Origin of the sequence: Streptococcus sp. 263_SSPC, assembly GCF_001071995.1 — a bacterium.
Lineage (GTDB): Bacteria > Bacillota > Bacilli > Lactobacillales > Aerococcaceae > Granulicatella.
Genome location: NZ_JVNU01000027.1, coordinates 17,277 through 33,164, shown reverse-complemented (window position 1 = coordinate 33,164; position 15,888 = coordinate 17,277). Strand labels below are relative to the sequence as shown.

16 protein-coding genes are annotated in these 15,888 nt (G+C 37.3%); 15 read left to right on the top strand and 1 reads right to left on the bottom strand.

Annotated features, from left to right (window positions below; all coding sequences use genetic code 11):
• Nucleotides 1-12: 12 nt before the first annotated feature.
• Nucleotides 13-1,230 carry a tRNA uracil 4-sulfurtransferase ThiI gene (gene thiI / locus ADH02_RS03450; protein ID WP_048782631.1) on the top strand — a complete coding sequence of 406 codons (1,218 nt, stop codon included), beginning with the start codon at nt 13-15 and terminating at the stop codon, nt 1,228-1,230.
• A gap of 52 nt (nt 1,231-1,282) precedes the next feature.
• On the opposite strand, the gene ADH02_RS03445 is transcribed toward thiI, so the two are convergent.
• Nucleotides 1,283-2,698 carry an N-acetylmuramoyl-L-alanine amidase gene (locus ADH02_RS03445; protein ID WP_048782629.1) on the bottom strand — a complete coding sequence of 472 codons (1,416 nt, stop codon included), beginning with the start codon at nt 2,696-2,698 and terminating at the stop codon, nt 1,283-1,285.
• Between the two features lie 144 nt (nt 2,699-2,842).
• On the opposite strand from ADH02_RS03445, the gene ADH02_RS03440 reads away from it, so the two are divergent.
• From ADH02_RS03440 to obgE, 14 genes are all read left to right on the top strand, one after another.
• Nucleotides 2,843-3,745: a deoxyribonuclease IV gene (locus tag ADH02_RS03440; RefSeq protein WP_048782628.1), complete on the top strand. Its 903-nt coding sequence runs from the start codon at nt 2,843-2,845 to the stop codon at nt 3,743-3,745.
• Between the two features lies 1 nt (nt 3,746).
• The gene (locus tag ADH02_RS03435) at nt 3,747-4,241 is read left to right on the top strand and encodes a Fur family transcriptional regulator (RefSeq protein ID WP_239681727.1); all 495 of its coding nucleotides are present in this window, start codon (nt 3,747-3,749) and stop codon (nt 4,239-4,241) included.
• A gap of 157 nt (nt 4,242-4,398) precedes the next feature.
• On the top strand, nt 4,399-4,572 hold the full coding sequence (rpsU, locus tag ADH02_RS03430) for a 30S ribosomal protein S21 (RefSeq protein WP_005605651.1): 174 nt from the start codon (nt 4,399-4,401) through the stop codon (nt 4,570-4,572).
• 95 nt (nt 4,573-4,667) lie between these two features.
• A complete protein-coding gene (locus ADH02_RS03425) occupies nt 4,668-5,114 on the top strand; it encodes a GatB/YqeY domain-containing protein (RefSeq protein ID WP_048711273.1) in 447 nt (148 codons plus the stop codon).
• Between the two features lie 22 nt (nt 5,115-5,136).
• On the top strand, nt 5,137-6,144 hold the full coding sequence (locus tag ADH02_RS03420; RefSeq protein ID WP_048782627.1) for a PhoH family protein: 1,008 nt from the start codon (nt 5,137-5,139) through the stop codon (nt 6,142-6,144).
• On the top strand, nt 6,125-8,317 hold the full coding sequence (locus tag ADH02_RS03415) for an HD family phosphohydrolase (RefSeq protein WP_239681726.1): 2,193 nt from the start codon (nt 6,125-6,127) through the stop codon (nt 8,315-8,317). Before ADH02_RS03420 ends, ADH02_RS03415 begins: the two co-directional genes overlap by 20 nt.
• Before the next feature lie 135 nt (nt 8,318-8,452).
• Nucleotides 8,453-8,941: an rRNA maturation RNase YbeY gene (ybeY, locus tag ADH02_RS03410; protein WP_048711267.1), complete on the top strand. Its 489-nt coding sequence runs from the start codon at nt 8,453-8,455 to the stop codon at nt 8,939-8,941.
• Nucleotides 8,931-9,311 (top strand): diacylglycerol kinase family protein, encoded by a 381-nt coding sequence (locus tag ADH02_RS03405; RefSeq protein WP_048782624.1) that lies wholly within the window; start codon nt 8,931-8,933, stop codon nt 9,309-9,311. Before ybeY ends, ADH02_RS03405 begins: the two co-directional genes overlap by 11 nt.
• A gap of 9 nt (nt 9,312-9,320) precedes the next feature.
• Nucleotides 9,321-10,229 (top strand): GTPase Era, encoded by a 909-nt coding sequence (era, locus tag ADH02_RS03400; protein WP_048782622.1) that lies wholly within the window; start codon nt 9,321-9,323, stop codon nt 10,227-10,229.
• Between the two features lie 11 nt (nt 10,230-10,240).
• Nucleotides 10,241-11,023, top strand: coding sequence for a DNA repair protein RecO (gene recO / locus ADH02_RS03395; RefSeq protein WP_048782620.1), 783 nt, complete (start codon nt 10,241-10,243; stop codon nt 11,021-11,023).
• A 284-nt stretch (nt 11,024-11,307) separates the two neighbouring features.
• A complete protein-coding gene (locus ADH02_RS03390; protein ID WP_048782618.1) occupies nt 11,308-11,550 on the top strand; it encodes a hypothetical protein in 243 nt (80 codons plus the stop codon).
• Nucleotides 11,551-11,564: 14 nt separating this feature from the next.
• Complete coding sequence (glyQ, locus tag ADH02_RS03385; RefSeq protein WP_048782616.1) at nt 11,565-12,449, top strand: glycine--tRNA ligase subunit alpha; 885 nt, start codon at nt 11,565-11,567, stop codon at nt 12,447-12,449.
• Between the two features lie 20 nt (nt 12,450-12,469).
• Nucleotides 12,470-14,539 (top strand): glycine--tRNA ligase subunit beta, encoded by a 2,070-nt coding sequence (gene glyS, locus ADH02_RS03380; protein ID WP_048782614.1) that lies wholly within the window; start codon nt 12,470-12,472, stop codon nt 14,537-14,539.
• 31 nt (nt 14,540-14,570) lie between these two features.
• Nucleotides 14,571-15,878, top strand: coding sequence for a GTPase ObgE (gene obgE / locus ADH02_RS03375; protein WP_039848793.1), 1,308 nt, complete (start codon nt 14,571-14,573; stop codon nt 15,876-15,878).
• Nucleotides 15,879-15,888 lie beyond the last annotated feature (10 nt).

Here is a 15,888-nt window from a genome sequence, read left to right as displayed (position 1 = left end):
AGGAGGAAATCGTTGAAAACTAGAATTTTGATTCGCTATGGTGAACTTTCTACAAAAGGTAGAAACAAGAAGATGTTCACTCAAAAATTAGCGTCAAATATTAAAAAAGCCTTAGTAGACTTTCCTCAGGTAAAGGTGATTCCTGATTATGACTTTATGTATTTAGATTTACATGAAGCGCCTGAAGAAGCAGTCATCGAAAAGGTAAAACCAATTTTTGGGATTCAATCTATTTCGCCAGTATATATTGTTGAAAAAGATATGGAAGTGGCTAAAAAAGTGGTTCTCGACTTATTAAGCCAAGAAGATCTTGAAGGAAAAACATTTAAGATTATGACAAGACGCTCGGATCATACATTCGAGATGGATACGAATCAAATCAACTTGTTTTTGGGGGATGCTGTTCTTGAAGCATTTCCAGAGATCAAGGTTCAATTAAAACAACCGGATATTACGGTTCGTATCGATGTGCGCCGTGAACATCTAATGGTGAGTCTAAAGACTATCCAAGGGGCAGGAGGACTTCCTGTTGGTACAAGTGGTCGTGTGATGCTGATGCTATCTGGTGGGATTGATTCACCAGTAGCAGGATATCTTGCGATGAAACGTGGAATGGAAATTCAATGCGTGCACTTTGCAAGCCCACCGTATACGAGCCCACAAGCGCTAGAGAAAACAAAACTCTTAGCAGCAAAAATTGCTCGTTTTGGTGGAAGTATTCAATTCTTAACTGTACCTTTTTCAAGAATTCAAGAGGAAATCAAGAAGAGTGTACCGGAAGCATATTTAATGACAATTATGCGTCGTTTCATGCTTCGTATTACGGATCAACTTAGAGAAAATGCACGTGCTCTAGCGATTGCCAATGGGGAATCAGTGGGGCAAGTGGCTTCTCAAACATTAGATAGCATGGTGGCGATTAATGATGTGACTAATACACCAATTATCCGTCCAGTAGCTACAATGGATAAACTTGATATTATTAAAGTTGCTGAAGAAATTGATACATTCGAGTTGTCGATTCAACCATTTGAGGATTGTTGTACGGTATTTGCACCGCCTAGTCCTAAGACAAAACCAAAACTTGAGAAGGCACGTCAATATGAAGCGCGTCTTGATGTGGAAGGTTTAATTAAAGAGGCTGTAGAGGGGACAGTGATTGAGGAAATTACTGCAAACTATACAACTTCAGTAGAAACAGCAAGTCAAGAGATTGACGATTTATTTTAAAACAAAAAGAAGCGATGCTATTCCATTTGGAGTAGTATCGCTTTTCGTTTGCCTATTGGAAGTATTCTTTTAGAGCATTTGCAATACTCTTGGCGATGTTTTGTTGATATTCTTCCGAAGAAATCACTTTGTTATCACCTTGGTTATTTAAATATCCAAGTTCTAAAAGAATGGATGGACGAGCATTATCACGAAGAACCATGAAGTTTTGGAATCTGCTTCCTTGGTTTTTCAATGGTAGATTTCGAGCTAAGTATTTATTCACTGTCTGACTTAAGTTTTCACTTTTTTCACTGAAGTAATAGGTTGTAGTACCTGATAAACTAGAGTCCTCTGCGGAATCGAAATGGATACTGATAAATGCATCAGCATTATTCTTGTTGCTAATGTCAGCACGTTCTGAAAGAGACACTGAAGAATCATTTGTTCTTGTTAGAAATACTTTTGCACCCATGGCTTCAAGCTCTTTCTTCACAAGTAGGGCGGTTGTTAATGTATGATCAGCTTCGTGTTTATCACTGAAGTTAACAACAGCACCAGGGTCATCTCCACCATGACCTGGGTCGATTACGATAATTGCGTTTTTAATTCCTTGAGGAATCGTTTCATCTGTCTCAATTGCTGAAAAGTTTGTAGTCACTAACCAATATGGAATGTACCCGAACTTCCCATTTCCAATTGGAATTTTATAAAAATCTCCATCACGATCTTCATAAGCAAATTGTGTTCCTTTATCAACGGTGCCAATCAATTCGGAAGTGACGTTGGAAGTTGAGTAAATAGGTGTTTCTTTTAGTTTTGTAACAAACATCTTATTCGAGTCAATTGTTGTTGGAAGACCAGCTTGCTTATTGAGGGTTTCTTGAATTAAGTCAATCGCATAGTTTGTAGAATCACTATCCACATACCCCTCTTTATCTAAATAACGAACTTTTAGGTTTTTATCATTTACTTCCTCAATAAGGTAGAAGAGTTCGCCATTTGGAATTGTTAAGAGAACTTTTGAATTTTCATCTTGTGTTTCGCGTAATTTCAAGCCACCAGACGTATATCCTTTCATCATCGTTGTTAGAAGGACATTTTTGTCTTCGATATAGGCTACTTGTTCATCATATTGAACTTGAATCCAACCATTGTCTAATTTTTGTAAAGCCAATAAGTATTGGTTCTTCGTAATTTCCCCGATTGGGATACCTTTAGCATCCATCGTATGGTAAACCTTCAATGGGGTATCGCTTGTATTGACAGCAAACTGTACAATTTTATTGTGAACCGTAGTTGAAGTCTGAGTAGCTGTATTTGAGCTATTCGTATCTGTATTGGCTTGTTGCGTGTTCGTTTGAGGTTTTACTGTTGAACTTTCACTAACTAGTGGATAGGCGATAATCCATAGTAGTAGAAGTGAAACAAGAAAGCCCAGCAACTGCTGTATATTTTTCTTCTTAAAGAATTTCAGTAATGAATCCATAAGGGCTCCTTTTTTATTTGTATATTTCTTCTCTATTATACCAATAAAAGCGCTATTTGTGTATAAAAAATAGCTTACAGCTTGATTGCAGAAGAATTATTTTAGTAAAATAATAGAGAATAATGAAATATTTGGAGGATGATTATGTTAATTGGGTCTCACGTTTCGATGAGCGGAAAAGAAATGCTCTTGAATTCAGCAAAGGAAGCAGCAAGTTATAAAGCAAATGTCATGATGGTTTATACAGGTGCTCCGCAAAACACAAGAAGAAAACCAATTGAAGAGTTAAATGTTGAAGCTGGGAAACAGTACATGAAAGAACATGGCATTGAAGAAGTTGTTGTCCATGCGCCTTATATTATTAACTTAGCCAACACTACAAAAGAAGGCTATATTGATTTTGCAATTGACTTTTTAAAAGAAGAATTGAAACGTGCAGAAGCGGTTGGTGCTACACAAGTTGTTCTACATCCTGGTTCTCACGTAGGGGCTGGTGTTGATGTAGGAATAAACCAAATCATCTACGGATTAAACCAAGTTTTAACGAAAGACCAAAAAGTTCAAATCGCATTAGAGACAATGGCGGGTAAAGGTACAGAGCTAGCTCGTACATTCGAAGAATTAGCACGTATTATCGACGGAGTGACGCACAATGAACATTTATCCGTAACGTTTGATACATGCCACGTTCACGATGCAGGTTATGATATTAAAAATGATTTATCAGGAGTATTAACTCATTTTGATAAAACAGTTGGCCTTGACCGTATTAAAGTCCTTCATGTAAATGATTCGAAAAATCCTGTTGGGGCTCATAAAGATAGACATGAGAACTTTGGTTTTGGAGAAATCGGATTTGAAGCGCTCATGAACGTTATTAATGTTCCTGAATTTAAACATCTTCCAAAGATTCTCGAAACACCTTGGATTAAAGTGGAAGATAAAGTTCAAATTGCGCCGTACAAAAAAGAAATTGAAATGATTCGTTCTGGAAAATTTGATTCAAACTGGATTGAAGAGTTATTAAAACAAGAAAGAGGGAAGTAATATGCATTCACACGATCATTGCTGTGGTCACGACCACTCAGGTCATAAAGAACATCATCATCATGACCATTCACATAATCATGTAGAAGAAGCGTTAGAAATCTTAAAAGAAGCGGGTTATAAACATACGAATAAACGCCAACGACTTGTTGAGATTTTAAATGATGCCAACCGTTACTTGTCAGCAAAGCAAGTGCAAGAATTGATTGCGCCTGAATTCCCACAATTAAGTTATGATACGATTTATCGTAATTTATATACTTTTGTACAATTAAATATTTTAGAAGAGACAGAGCTTAACGGAGAAAAATTATTTAGATTCCGTTGCCAAGCTCATGGCCATCATCATCATTTCATTTGCGAAAAATGTGGTAGCACAAGAGAGATTGATATGTGCCCAATGGATTTCTTTAAAGATCAATTAGAAGGATGCGAAATTCATTCACATCGTTTTGAAATTTTTGGTCTTTGCGAAAAGTGCTCGGCAAAAGCGTAGTTTAAGGCTTTCCTAAAAAAGTTAAAAGAACCTTAGTAAAGTTGATTGACATTTTATGGAACCTTTCCTATAATAAAAAAAGGACATTTCGTTTGTTTGGTTATTCTATTCAAAAGAAAACAGTTACTTTTTATTGCTCGGAGGGAGGGAATAGGATATGTCAAAAACAGTTGTTCGTAAAAACGAATCACTTGATGATGCTCTTCGTCGCTTCAAACGTACTGTTTCTAAAACCGGAACTTTACAAGAGGCTCGCAAACGTGAGTTTTATGAAAAACCAAGTGTAAGACGTAAGAAAAAATCAGAGGCAGCTCGTAAACGCAAGTTCTAGTCAACTCTGTGTATCATAGACTATGTCAGGCTGGGGCTATTAGTCCCAGTCTTTTTTTATCAATCAAACGAAATCAAAAGAATGGAGCGATTATAATGTCATTAAAAGAAACAATTAATAACGATATCAAAACAGCGATGAAAGCTAAAGACAAAGAAACATTAGCTGTATTACGTATGATTAAAACAGCGATTCAAGCTGCTGAAATTGACAAAAAATCAGATTTAACACCTGAAGAAGAATTAACAATTTTATCGCGTGAAGCCAAACAACGTCGTGATTCTATTGTTGAATTCGAAAAAGCAGAACGCCAAGAATTAGTTGAAAAAACTCAAGGCGAATTAGCGATTGTTGAGAAGTACTTACCAGCGCAACTTTCATTAGAAGAAGTGCAAGCAAAAATTGCCGAAATTGCTGAACAAGTAGGAGCAACAACACAAAAAGAATTCGGTAAATTAATGGGTGCCGTAATGCAGGCTCTTAAAGGTCAAGCAGACGGTAATGTTATTAAAGAACAAGTAAAAGCACACTTAAATAAATAAGTGTGGATTGGAGGATAACTGATTGGAAAAAGAAACCTTTAAAGCAAGTGTTGAATTAAGCGATAATCCTCAATTAATTCAATTATTTGGTTCTCAAGATCAGAATATTCGTTTTATTGAAGATTCATTCCAAGTACAAATTACCCATCGTGGGGAGCAACTCTTTATTTCTGGAGAAGAAGAGGTTGTCTCGCAAGCAAAAGAACTGCTTAATCAGCTTCAAGACTTAATTGCACGTGGAATCAGTATTTCAAAAACTGATATCATTACGGCTGTTAAGATGGCCAAACGTGGTACTTTGGATTACTTTGTTAATTTATATAACGAAGAAATCGGACGTACATTTGCAGGAAAAGCAATTCGTGCCAAAACATATGGTCAACAACAATACATTCATGCTATTAAGAAAACGGATGTGGTATTTGGTATTGGGCCTGCCGGAACTGGTAAAACATTCGTAGCCGTTGTCATGGCTGTTCAAGCGTTGAAAAAAGGCGAAGTGAAGAAAATTATCTTAACACGTCCAGCCGTTGAAGCCGGTGAAAATCTAGGATTCTTACCAGGTGACTTAAAAGAAAAAGTAGATCCATATTTACGTCCGTTATACGATGCTTTATATACCGTATACGGTATGGAGCACACAAATCGTCTTCTAGAGCGAGGCGTTATCGAAGTGGCACCGCTAGCGTATATGCGTGGGCGTACATTAGAAGATTCATTTATCATTCTAGATGAAGCTCAAAATACTACAAGAGCGCAAATGAAGATGTTTTTAACACGTCTAGGTTTTGGCTCGAAAATGATTGTCAATGGAGACAAATCACAAATTGACTTACCAAAAGGGCATCAAGCGAGTGGTCTTTTGGATGCAGAACGTAAACTTAAAGGAATCAATGGCATTGCCTTTGTAGAATTTGATGCAGGAGACGTTGTACGTCATCCAATCGTATCAGAAATTATTAATGCCTACTCAGCTTCTAATAGCACTGAGAAGGAACGAGGTGAAGAAAGTGAGACAAAAGCTCCGTAAGTTTCAAGAATCATTAGGAATTTTCTATTTACCTGCACTATTAGGTGTTACTTTCCTATTCTTATTAATATTAGGATGGAGTAATGTTCAACCAACTTCTTATTCATTTGAATTAAACCAAGTTGCAAAAGAAACTGTTCGTGCACCGAAATCCGTAGAGGATAAAGAGCAGACTGAGAAGAATCAGCAGATGGCGATGGACGGTGTTGGCGATATTTATGTATTCGACCAAAACCGCGAGCAACAACAAATTGATAAAGTGAAACAGTTTTTCCAAGCGATTAAGACAGTCGCAGCAAAAGCTTCAAGTGAAATTTTTGCAACTGATTCTACAACGACGTCTTCTGGTGAAGTATCAACAAAAGTTGCAACGATTCAAGATCGACTTACTTATTTCAAGAAGAGTTTAGAATCGGAAAATAAAGCCATTCGTGATTTTGCTTTGTATATTCCAGATAGTGTCATCATTCAATTACTTTCTGTTAGCTCAGATAAATTAGATGATTACGAATTAGCTATTGAGAATGCAATTAAAGAGCAAATGGACAAATCAATTACGGAATCTAATTTGCTACAAGCACAAGAAGCAGCTAAAAAATGGCTCTTTAACGGAGGATTTACTGACAATGAACGTGAAATGCTTGGACAACTGTTAACGAATAGTATCGTTGTCAATAATGTTGTGGACAAAGACGCAACGAATAGTGCAAAAGAAAATGCCAAACAAAGTGTTTCACCGGTCCGTATTTTACAAGGACAAGTGTTGATTCAAGAAGGGCACATCATTACTCAAGAAGATTTACGTCTTCTAAAATTATTAGGTATTGATGGAAACTCAAGTAATTATCATCAATTGTATAGTTACTTAATTTTCTTAACGATTTTATTTGTATCGTTACTAGCATTCTCATTCCGTTTCAAAATGGGAGCATCAAGCAAAGAGTGGGATACACGTGTTAATGAGCTGACTGTGTTCTCAGTAGTGTTCACAATTGGAGCAATCTTACTAAAAATTCTATCATTCCTGCAAAATCGTGGAATCGATTATATTGGTGTAGCTTTCCCGATTGCCGGATTTATCTACATCATTTATAAATTAACTTCGAAGTTTTACTTTACGATTATTGCTATGTTAGTTTATCCAATTTTAGTATGGTATATGTTTGGTAGCGATAGTATTAACACCGAAATCGCGTTAACGACCGTTTACTTCTCACTCGCAGCATGGCTTGGAGTCATTCAAGAGGTATACTGGAAAGATTTATCGTGGTTTAAACAATTACTATTACAAATCATTATTCCTTTAGCATTAATGGTTCCATTTGTATTCTTTAGTAATTATGATTTGGTATCAACGCAATCAGCGTGGTTATTCGCGTTTGCGGCAGTGAGTGGATTTTTATCATTCCTTATTCCTGTTATTTTGATGCCGTACTTTACGTATTTATTCGAGGATAGTTCCGTACTATTATGGGCAGAATTATCAAATCCAAATCAACCGTTGTTAAAAGATTTGATTACAAAAGCTCCAGGAACTTATCATCATAGTTTGATGGTCGCAAACATTTCAGCCAACTGTGTGGAAGCCATTGGTGGAGATTCACAATTGGCGAGAGTAGCTTGTTATTATCACGATATTGGTAAGACCGAGCATCCTTTCTTCTTTATCGAGAACTTACCAGCGCATATGGAAAGTCCTCATAAGATGATTGGACCATATGAATCGAAAGAAATTATTTTTGATCATGTTCGTAAAGGGGTAGAAATCCTAAAACAACATCAATTGCCACAATCAGTGATTGATATTTGTGCAGAACACCATGGAACGACATTGATGAAGTATTTCTATGCAGAAGCATTAAAAGACAATCCAGATGCGGATGAGGCAGATTTCAGATATCCAGGTCCTAAACCTCAAACAAAAGAATCTGCGGTCATCAATATCGTGGATAGCGCTGAGGCTGCGACTCGTGCGATGAAAGAACCAACGCTTGAGAAAGTTCAAAACTTAGTGCATTCGATTATTATGAATCGCTTGGAGGACGGGCAATTTGTTGAATGTGATATTACGTTGAAAGAGTTAGCGATTATCGAAAAGAATATCGTGGCTTCGCTAAATGGAACATTCCATTCAAGAATTGAATATCCAAAACTTCCTAAAAAACAATCTTAAGAGTCATCTCCCTTCAACTTGAATTAGTTGAGGGGAGTTCTTTTTTGTAAAAGATAAGCTTTAAAGACCGTCAAAGTTCCAATAATGTAGGGAGTTTGTTACAATATTATTGACGCTAAAAAAGGAGTTTTTAATATGATTATTGAAATTATCGATGAAACAGAAGTAGTACCAGAAAGCCATCAAGAACTTGTGCATAGTGTGGTTAGTTTTGCTGCGGATTACTTAAAAATCCCTGAAAACAAAGAATGTAGTATCTCATTTATTTCTAGCGAACGTATTCGTGAAATCAACCGTGAGTTTAGAAATATTGATAAGGTTACAGATGTGATTAGTTTTGCGTTAGATGATTCAGATGATGACTTTGAAAGTATGAAGTCTATTATGGAAGAGGACGATAGCTTTGTAACTTCGATTGGAGATATCGTTATTTCTTTAGACCGTGCAAAAGAACAAGCAGAAGACTATGGACATTCGCTTGAACGTGAACTTGGATTTTTAGCACTGCATGGCTTCTTACACTTAAACGGTTATGATCACCAAACAGAAGAAGAGGAAGCTGAAATGACAGGATTGCAAAAAGAAATCCTAGAAGCATATGGGTTGAAACGTGATGACGCATAAACAAACAGAAAAGAATTCTAACTTTTTGACGTCCCTAAAGCATGCCATAGATGGTATTAAAACAGTGATTCAAGAAGAAAGAAACATGAAGGCGCATCTCTGCATTGCAGGGCTAGCGATTATAATTAGTTTTTTCTCTGGTTTATCAGCAGTCGAATGGTGTTTTATTTTACTGTGTATTTTTATTGTGTTTCTCATGGAAATCTTAAACACCGTTGTCGAAAATTTAGTCGATTTACTAGTGAAGAAGGAATATCATATTGAAGCAAAGAGGGCAAAAGATATTGCAGCTGGTGGAGTGTTACTCAGCGCTAGTTTTACAGTAGTTGTTGCAATGATCATTATTTTGCCAAAATGGATTCATTTTTAAGGAGAGAGTATGACAAAACCATTTAAATCAGGATTTGTGGCGATTGTAGGTCGTCCTAATGTCGGCAAATCAACATTTATGAACTATGTGCTTGGTCAAAAGATTGCCATCATGTCTGACAAAGCGCAAACAACAAGAAATAAAATCCAAGGGGTTTATACGAAAGACGATGCGCAAATCGTTTTCTTAGATACTCCAGGGATTCATAAGCCAAAACATGAACTCGGAGAATTCATGGTGAAGAGTGCTTATTCTGCGCTAAAAGAAGTAGATGCAGTCTTATTTATGGTGAACGTTAGTGAAAAACGTGGACCAGGAGACGACTTCATTATTGAAAAACTAAAAGGAATTAAGACACCGATTTTCTTAGTATTAAATAAGATTGACCTTGTAACTCCAGAAGTGCTATTAGAACGTGTCGAAAGTTATAAAGATGCACTTGATTTTGCAGGAGTGTTTCCAATTTCAGTACTACAAGGGAATAATGTGAACGAACTAATGGAAGGCCTCATTAACGCACTTCCTGAAGGACCACAATATTATCCAGCAGACCAAATCACCGATCACCCTGAGTACTTTGTTGTATCAGAATTGATTCGTGAGAAAATTTTACAATTAACACAGGAAGAAATTCCTCACTCAGTGGCTGTAACTGTGGATAAAATGCAAAAAGATGAATTCGATAAAGTACATGTGTATGCGAATATCATCGTGGAGCGAAAATCGCAAAAAGGCATTATTATTGGTAAAGGTGGACGTCTCTTAAAAGAGATTGGGACGAGAGCGAGACGCGATATTCAACAATTACTTGGAAATAAGGTTTACCTTGAACTGTGGGTAAAAGTTGAGAAAGATTGGCGTAAACGTAAGAGTAACTTACAAGAATACGGATATCGAGATACAGACTATAGAGATTAGGATGGAATCAAATGGATTATTATCACTATTTTGATGGAATTGTCTTAATGAAACAGGCGTATCGCGAGAAAGATATGCTTGTTAAAATTTTGACGAGAGACCACGGAAAGTTAATGTTCTTTTTACGAAATGCACAGCAAAGCAATCATCCATTAACAGCTGCGACACAGGTGTTTACAAGAGCGACTTTTCTTGGGCATATTCATCAAAATGGGTTTAGTTTCCTAAAGGATAGTCACGATATAAAGCCTGCGACGATTGTCTTGCAAGATGTAAAGGCACAAGCAGTTTTAGCGTATTTAACGCAATTAACAGATGCGGTGATGGATGACCATATTGTGAATAAGACAGTGTTCCAACTGCTTTGGGACGCTATTGAAGCCATTAATAATGGAATCGATGCAGAAGTGATTTTGAGTTTCTTTGAAATCAAGATTCTACGTTACTATGGAGTCGAGGTGGAATGGCAACATTGCGTCATTTGTAATAGAGATACAGACTTAGTCGATTTTTCAATTCAGAAGCATGGATGCCTGTGCAAGAATCACTTAGATGAAGACGAATATCGCATGCAACTGTCTAGAAAGGCATTGTATGTCGCAAGGCAATTAGCTCTTGTTTCTTCTCCGAAACAAATAGGGTCTATTCAGTTATCGAGTGAGACAACAAGTGAGTTAAGACGCCTGTTTGATACCATTATGGAAGAGTATGTGGGCATTCGTTTGAAGAGCAAAAAATTCTTAGATCAGATGGTCGAATGGGAAACGTTAATGCAGAAAAGAGGACAAGATTAAGAGTAGCGCAAAACGCTGTCTTTACTTGACTTTTTAAGCAATTATCGGTACTATAGTGAAAGATTAATAGGACGTTGACGGTGAGATTTTTAATGATAAAATGTCAAAGAGAGTATGGGCTGGTGGAATCCATATCATGGTCATTAAAAGTGGCGCACTTGAGTCTATCAACAATGAAGCTTGGTTTTAAACCAAGAAATTAGGGTGGAACCGCGATTAGTCGTCCCTATGTATGCTTTTTGTGTACATAGGGACTTTTTTATTTAGTCAAAGGAGGAAATAGTATGGATTTTACAATGGTCATCCCAGCTTCAGAATTCAAAGATTTTCAATTGAAGGTGGTGTCATTAGCGCCGATTAAAGTCAGTGTGATCGGTCATGATGACGAAGTGTTGGAGAAATTCCAAACAAGTGTTAACCATTCAATGTACGGTTTTAAAACGAAAAATGAAGCGATTAAAGAAGTGAAATGTGAAGTGATTCCTGGAGTGATTTATGAATTCTATCCAGTTGTGAATGCACAATAGAAAGGGGAACAATTATGGCAAAAAAATTAAGTGTTCAAGAAATTATTTTAACATTACAAAATTATTGGTCTAACCAAGGATGCTTGCTTCTTCAAGCATACGATACTGAAAAAGGGGCAGGGACAATGAGTCCTTATACATTCCTACGTGCCATTGGACCAGAACCATGGAATGCAGCATACGTGGAACCTTCACGTCGTCCTGCAGATGGACGTTACGGGGAAAACCCAAACCGTTTATTCCAACACCACCAATTCCAAGTGGTGATGAAACCATCTCCTGAAAATATTCAAGAATTATATTTAGGAAGCATAGAAGCTCTTGGAATTAACCCATTAGAACATGATATTCGTTTCGTGGAAGATAACTGGGAAAACCCATCTCTTGGTTGTGCTGGTTTAGGATGGGAAGTATGGCTTGATGGAATGGAAGTGACTCAGTTTACATATTTCCAACAAGTAGGTGGACTAGAATGTCACCCTGTAACAAGTGAAATTACTTATGGTTTAGAACGTCTTGCTTCATACATTCAAGAAGTAGAGAGTGTATATGATTTAGTATGGACTGGAGATGTTAAATACGGAGATATCTTCACTCAACCAGAATATGAACATTCTAAATACGCTTTTGAAGAAAGCAATGCAGAATTATTAATGCAATTATTTACAGACTTTGAAAAAGAAGCCACTGTATTAATGGAAAAAGGGCTAGTTCACCCAGCTTATGACTATGTATTAAAATGCTCACATGCATTTAACTTAATGGATGCTCGCGGAATTATTTCTGCAACTGACCGTGCTGGATTCCTTGGTCGTATTCGTAAGATGGCTCGTACCATCGCGAAAACTTTCGTGGCTGAACGTGAAGCATTAGGATTCCCATTATTGAAAGAGAAATAAGAGAGTTTGGAGGAGAAAGAATGACACAATCATTATTATTAGAAATCGGTTTAGAAGAATTACCTGCTCAATATGTTCGAACAAGCTCTGAACAATTAGCAAAACGTGTAGAAGACTTCTTCAAAGATGAAAACTTAGAATTTGAATCCGTAGAAGCATTTGCAACTCCTAGAAGATTAGCGGTTCGTGTAAATGGCTTAGTCGAAGAACAAGCTGACCGTGAAGAAATCTTCAAAGGGCCATCGCTAGCAATCGCTAAAAAAGATGGATCATGGACAAAAGCAGCTGAAGGTTTTGTTCGTGGAAAAGGGTTAACAACTGACGATATTTATGTGGAAGAAGTGAATGGCGTTGAATACATTCATGTGAAACAACATATCGCTGGTAAATCAACAAAAGAAGTGGTTAAAAACTTATCTTCTGTGATTACAGATATGAAATTCCCAGTGACAATGCGTTGGGCAGCTCATACATTTGAATACTTACGTCCAATTCACTGGATTGTTGCTTTATACGGCAATGAAGTCATCGAAGAAATTGGCGTATTAGATGTCAAAGCTGGACGTACTTCAAGAGGTCATCGTTTCTTAGGGAAAGAAGCAACGATTGAAAATCCAGAAAGCTATGAGAAAGCTTTAGCTGAACAATTTGTCATCGTGAACCAAGATGAACGTAAAGCATTAGTTCGCAAACAAATTGAAGAATTAGCTGCTAAGAACAACTGGATTATTCCAATCGATGAAGACTTATTAGAAGAAGTAAGCTCAATCTTAGAATACCCAACAGCATTTGCGGGTACTTTTGATGAAAAATACTTAGTTGTTCCAGAACCAGTACTCGTAACATCTATGAAAGAACACCAACGCTATTTCGTTGTGTATAACCAAGAAAAACAATTATTACCATTCTTCGTTTCAGTTCGTAACGGTAATGATTACATGATTGAAAATGTCGCAAAAGGAAATCAAAAAGTATTAACTGCTCGTCTAGAAGATGCTTTATTCTTCTATGAAGAAGACTTAAAGATTCCTATGACAACTTTCTTGAAGAAATTAGAAACATTAAACTTCCATGCAAAAATTGGTTCTATGACAGAGAAAATGGATCGCGTGCAATTACTTGTGGGACGTCTTGCAAAAGAATTGAACTTACCAAGTGATGTCGTTGTTACAGCGCAACGTGCCGCTTCTATTTACAAATTCGACTTAGTAACGAACATCGTTGGTGAATTCCCTGAACTACAAGGAATCATGGGTGAAATCTATGCCTTGAAACAAGGTGAAACTCCTGAAGTAGCTCAAGCAATCCGTGAACACTATATGCCAACAAGTGCAGATGGTGAATTGCCTTCTTCTGTACCAGGTGCCTTACTTGCAGTTGCTGATAAATTAGATACTTTCTTAAGCTTTACAGCTGCTGGAATGCTTCCAACTGGTTCAAACGACCCTTATGCGCTTCGTCGTCAAGTAATGGGGCTTGTACAAATTCTTGCAGCCTTTGACTGGAACATTGAAATTGAAGACTTCACTAAATTGTTATTAGGTCTTGATTATGCTGAATTCCTATCTGGTAAAGAGGAAGAAGTAGAAGAGTTTATCTTAAGCTTTATTCGTGAACGTGTGGCACAACGTATTGCAACAATTACAAAACGTCATGATATTATCGATGCAATTGTAAACAGTCATACTTCATCAGTTCCTGAACAATTGAAAGCTGCAAAAGTTCTTTCAGCTGTTTCTGAATCAGAAGAATTTAAAGGAATTACAGAGGCATTAAACCGTGTTATCAATATTAGTGCGAAAGCTCAAGATGATGCGAGTGGCGAAATTTTAGAAGATCGTCTTGAAACAGAAAGTGAACGTACTTTAGTAAAAGCTATTAAAGAACTTCATTCAAAAGTACAAACATTAACTCCTGAAGAACTTTATAGTCATTTAGAAGCAATGGCACCAAAAATAAATGATTTCTTCAATGAAAATATGGTAATGGTGGACGATGAAGCGACTCGTCGTAACCGTCTAAGATTCTTAGGATTGCTATCTGAAATTATTTTAGATTTCGCAGATTTCACATCATTAATCGTTAAATAAGACCCCTCAAAGAGAAAGGAGAGTGAATGAAATGGCAGTATTTTATGATCGTGCCACGATTCAAGTCAAAGCCGGAAAAGGTGGAGACGGAATGGTTGCGTTTCGTCGTGAAAAATACGTACCAGACGGAGGCCCGGCTGGTGGAGACGGCGGTAAAGGCGGAAGTGTCATTTTTAAAGTCGATTCAGGACTTAGAACCTTATTAGATTTCCGTCACAAACGTCATTTCAAAGCAAAACCTGGTGAAAACGGCATGAGTAAGAGTATGTATGGCCGTGGAGCAGAAGACTTAATCGTTAAAGTTCCACCAGGAACAATCGTTAGAAATGCTGAGACGAAAGCATTGATTGCTGACTTAGTAGAAGATGGGCAAGAAGTAGTAGTTGCTAAAGGTGGCCGTGGTGGTCGAGGAAATATCCGTTTTGCAACGCATAAAAACCCTGCACCAGACATTGCTGAGAACGGTGAACCAGGGGAAGAGTTTGAACTCGATTTAGAATTAAAAGTTTTAGCTGACGTTGGTTTAGTTGGGTTCCCATCTGTAGGAAAATCGACTTTACTATCTGTAATTTCAAGTGCAAAACCAAAAATTGCAGACTATCACTTTACAACATTAAACCCTCAATTAGGAATGGCGCAGTCTCCAAATGGCGAGCAATTCGTCGTTGCAGACTTACCAGGGTTAATTGAAGGAGCTCATACAGGTGTGGGGCTTGGAATTCATTTCTTAAAACACATCGAACGTACAAAAGTGTTACTTCATGTCATTGATATGGCCGCAATGGAAGGCCGCGATCCTTTTGAAGATTACAAGATTATTCAAGAGGAACTCGGAAGTTATCACTTACGCTTACTAGAACGTCCAATGCTGATTGTGGCGAACAAAATGGACCAACCTCAAGCAGAAGAAAACTTAGAGAAGTTTAAGAAAGATTTAGCAGATAGTTTAGCTGAAGGCGAAGAAATGCCAGAGATTTTCCCAATTTCTGCATACCGTCGCGAAGGCCTTCAAGCATTGCTGGCTAGAACTGCTGAAGTGTTAGAAGAAACAGAATTCTTCCCATTAAACGAAGAAGTAGTGGAGACACATATCGTTTATGGATTAGAAGAAGAGGAAGCACCATTCAAAGTGACAAGAGATCCAGATGGAACTTGGGTACTGTATGGTGACAAGATCGAAAAACTATTCAAGATGACAAATATGGAACATGATGAGTCTGTTATGCGATTCTCACGTCAATTACGTGGAATGGGTGTGGATAGCACTTTACGTGAAAAAGGCGCTGAAAATGGCGATTTAGTACGTATTCTAAACTTCTCATTCGAGTTCGTAGATTAAGGAGTTTTGA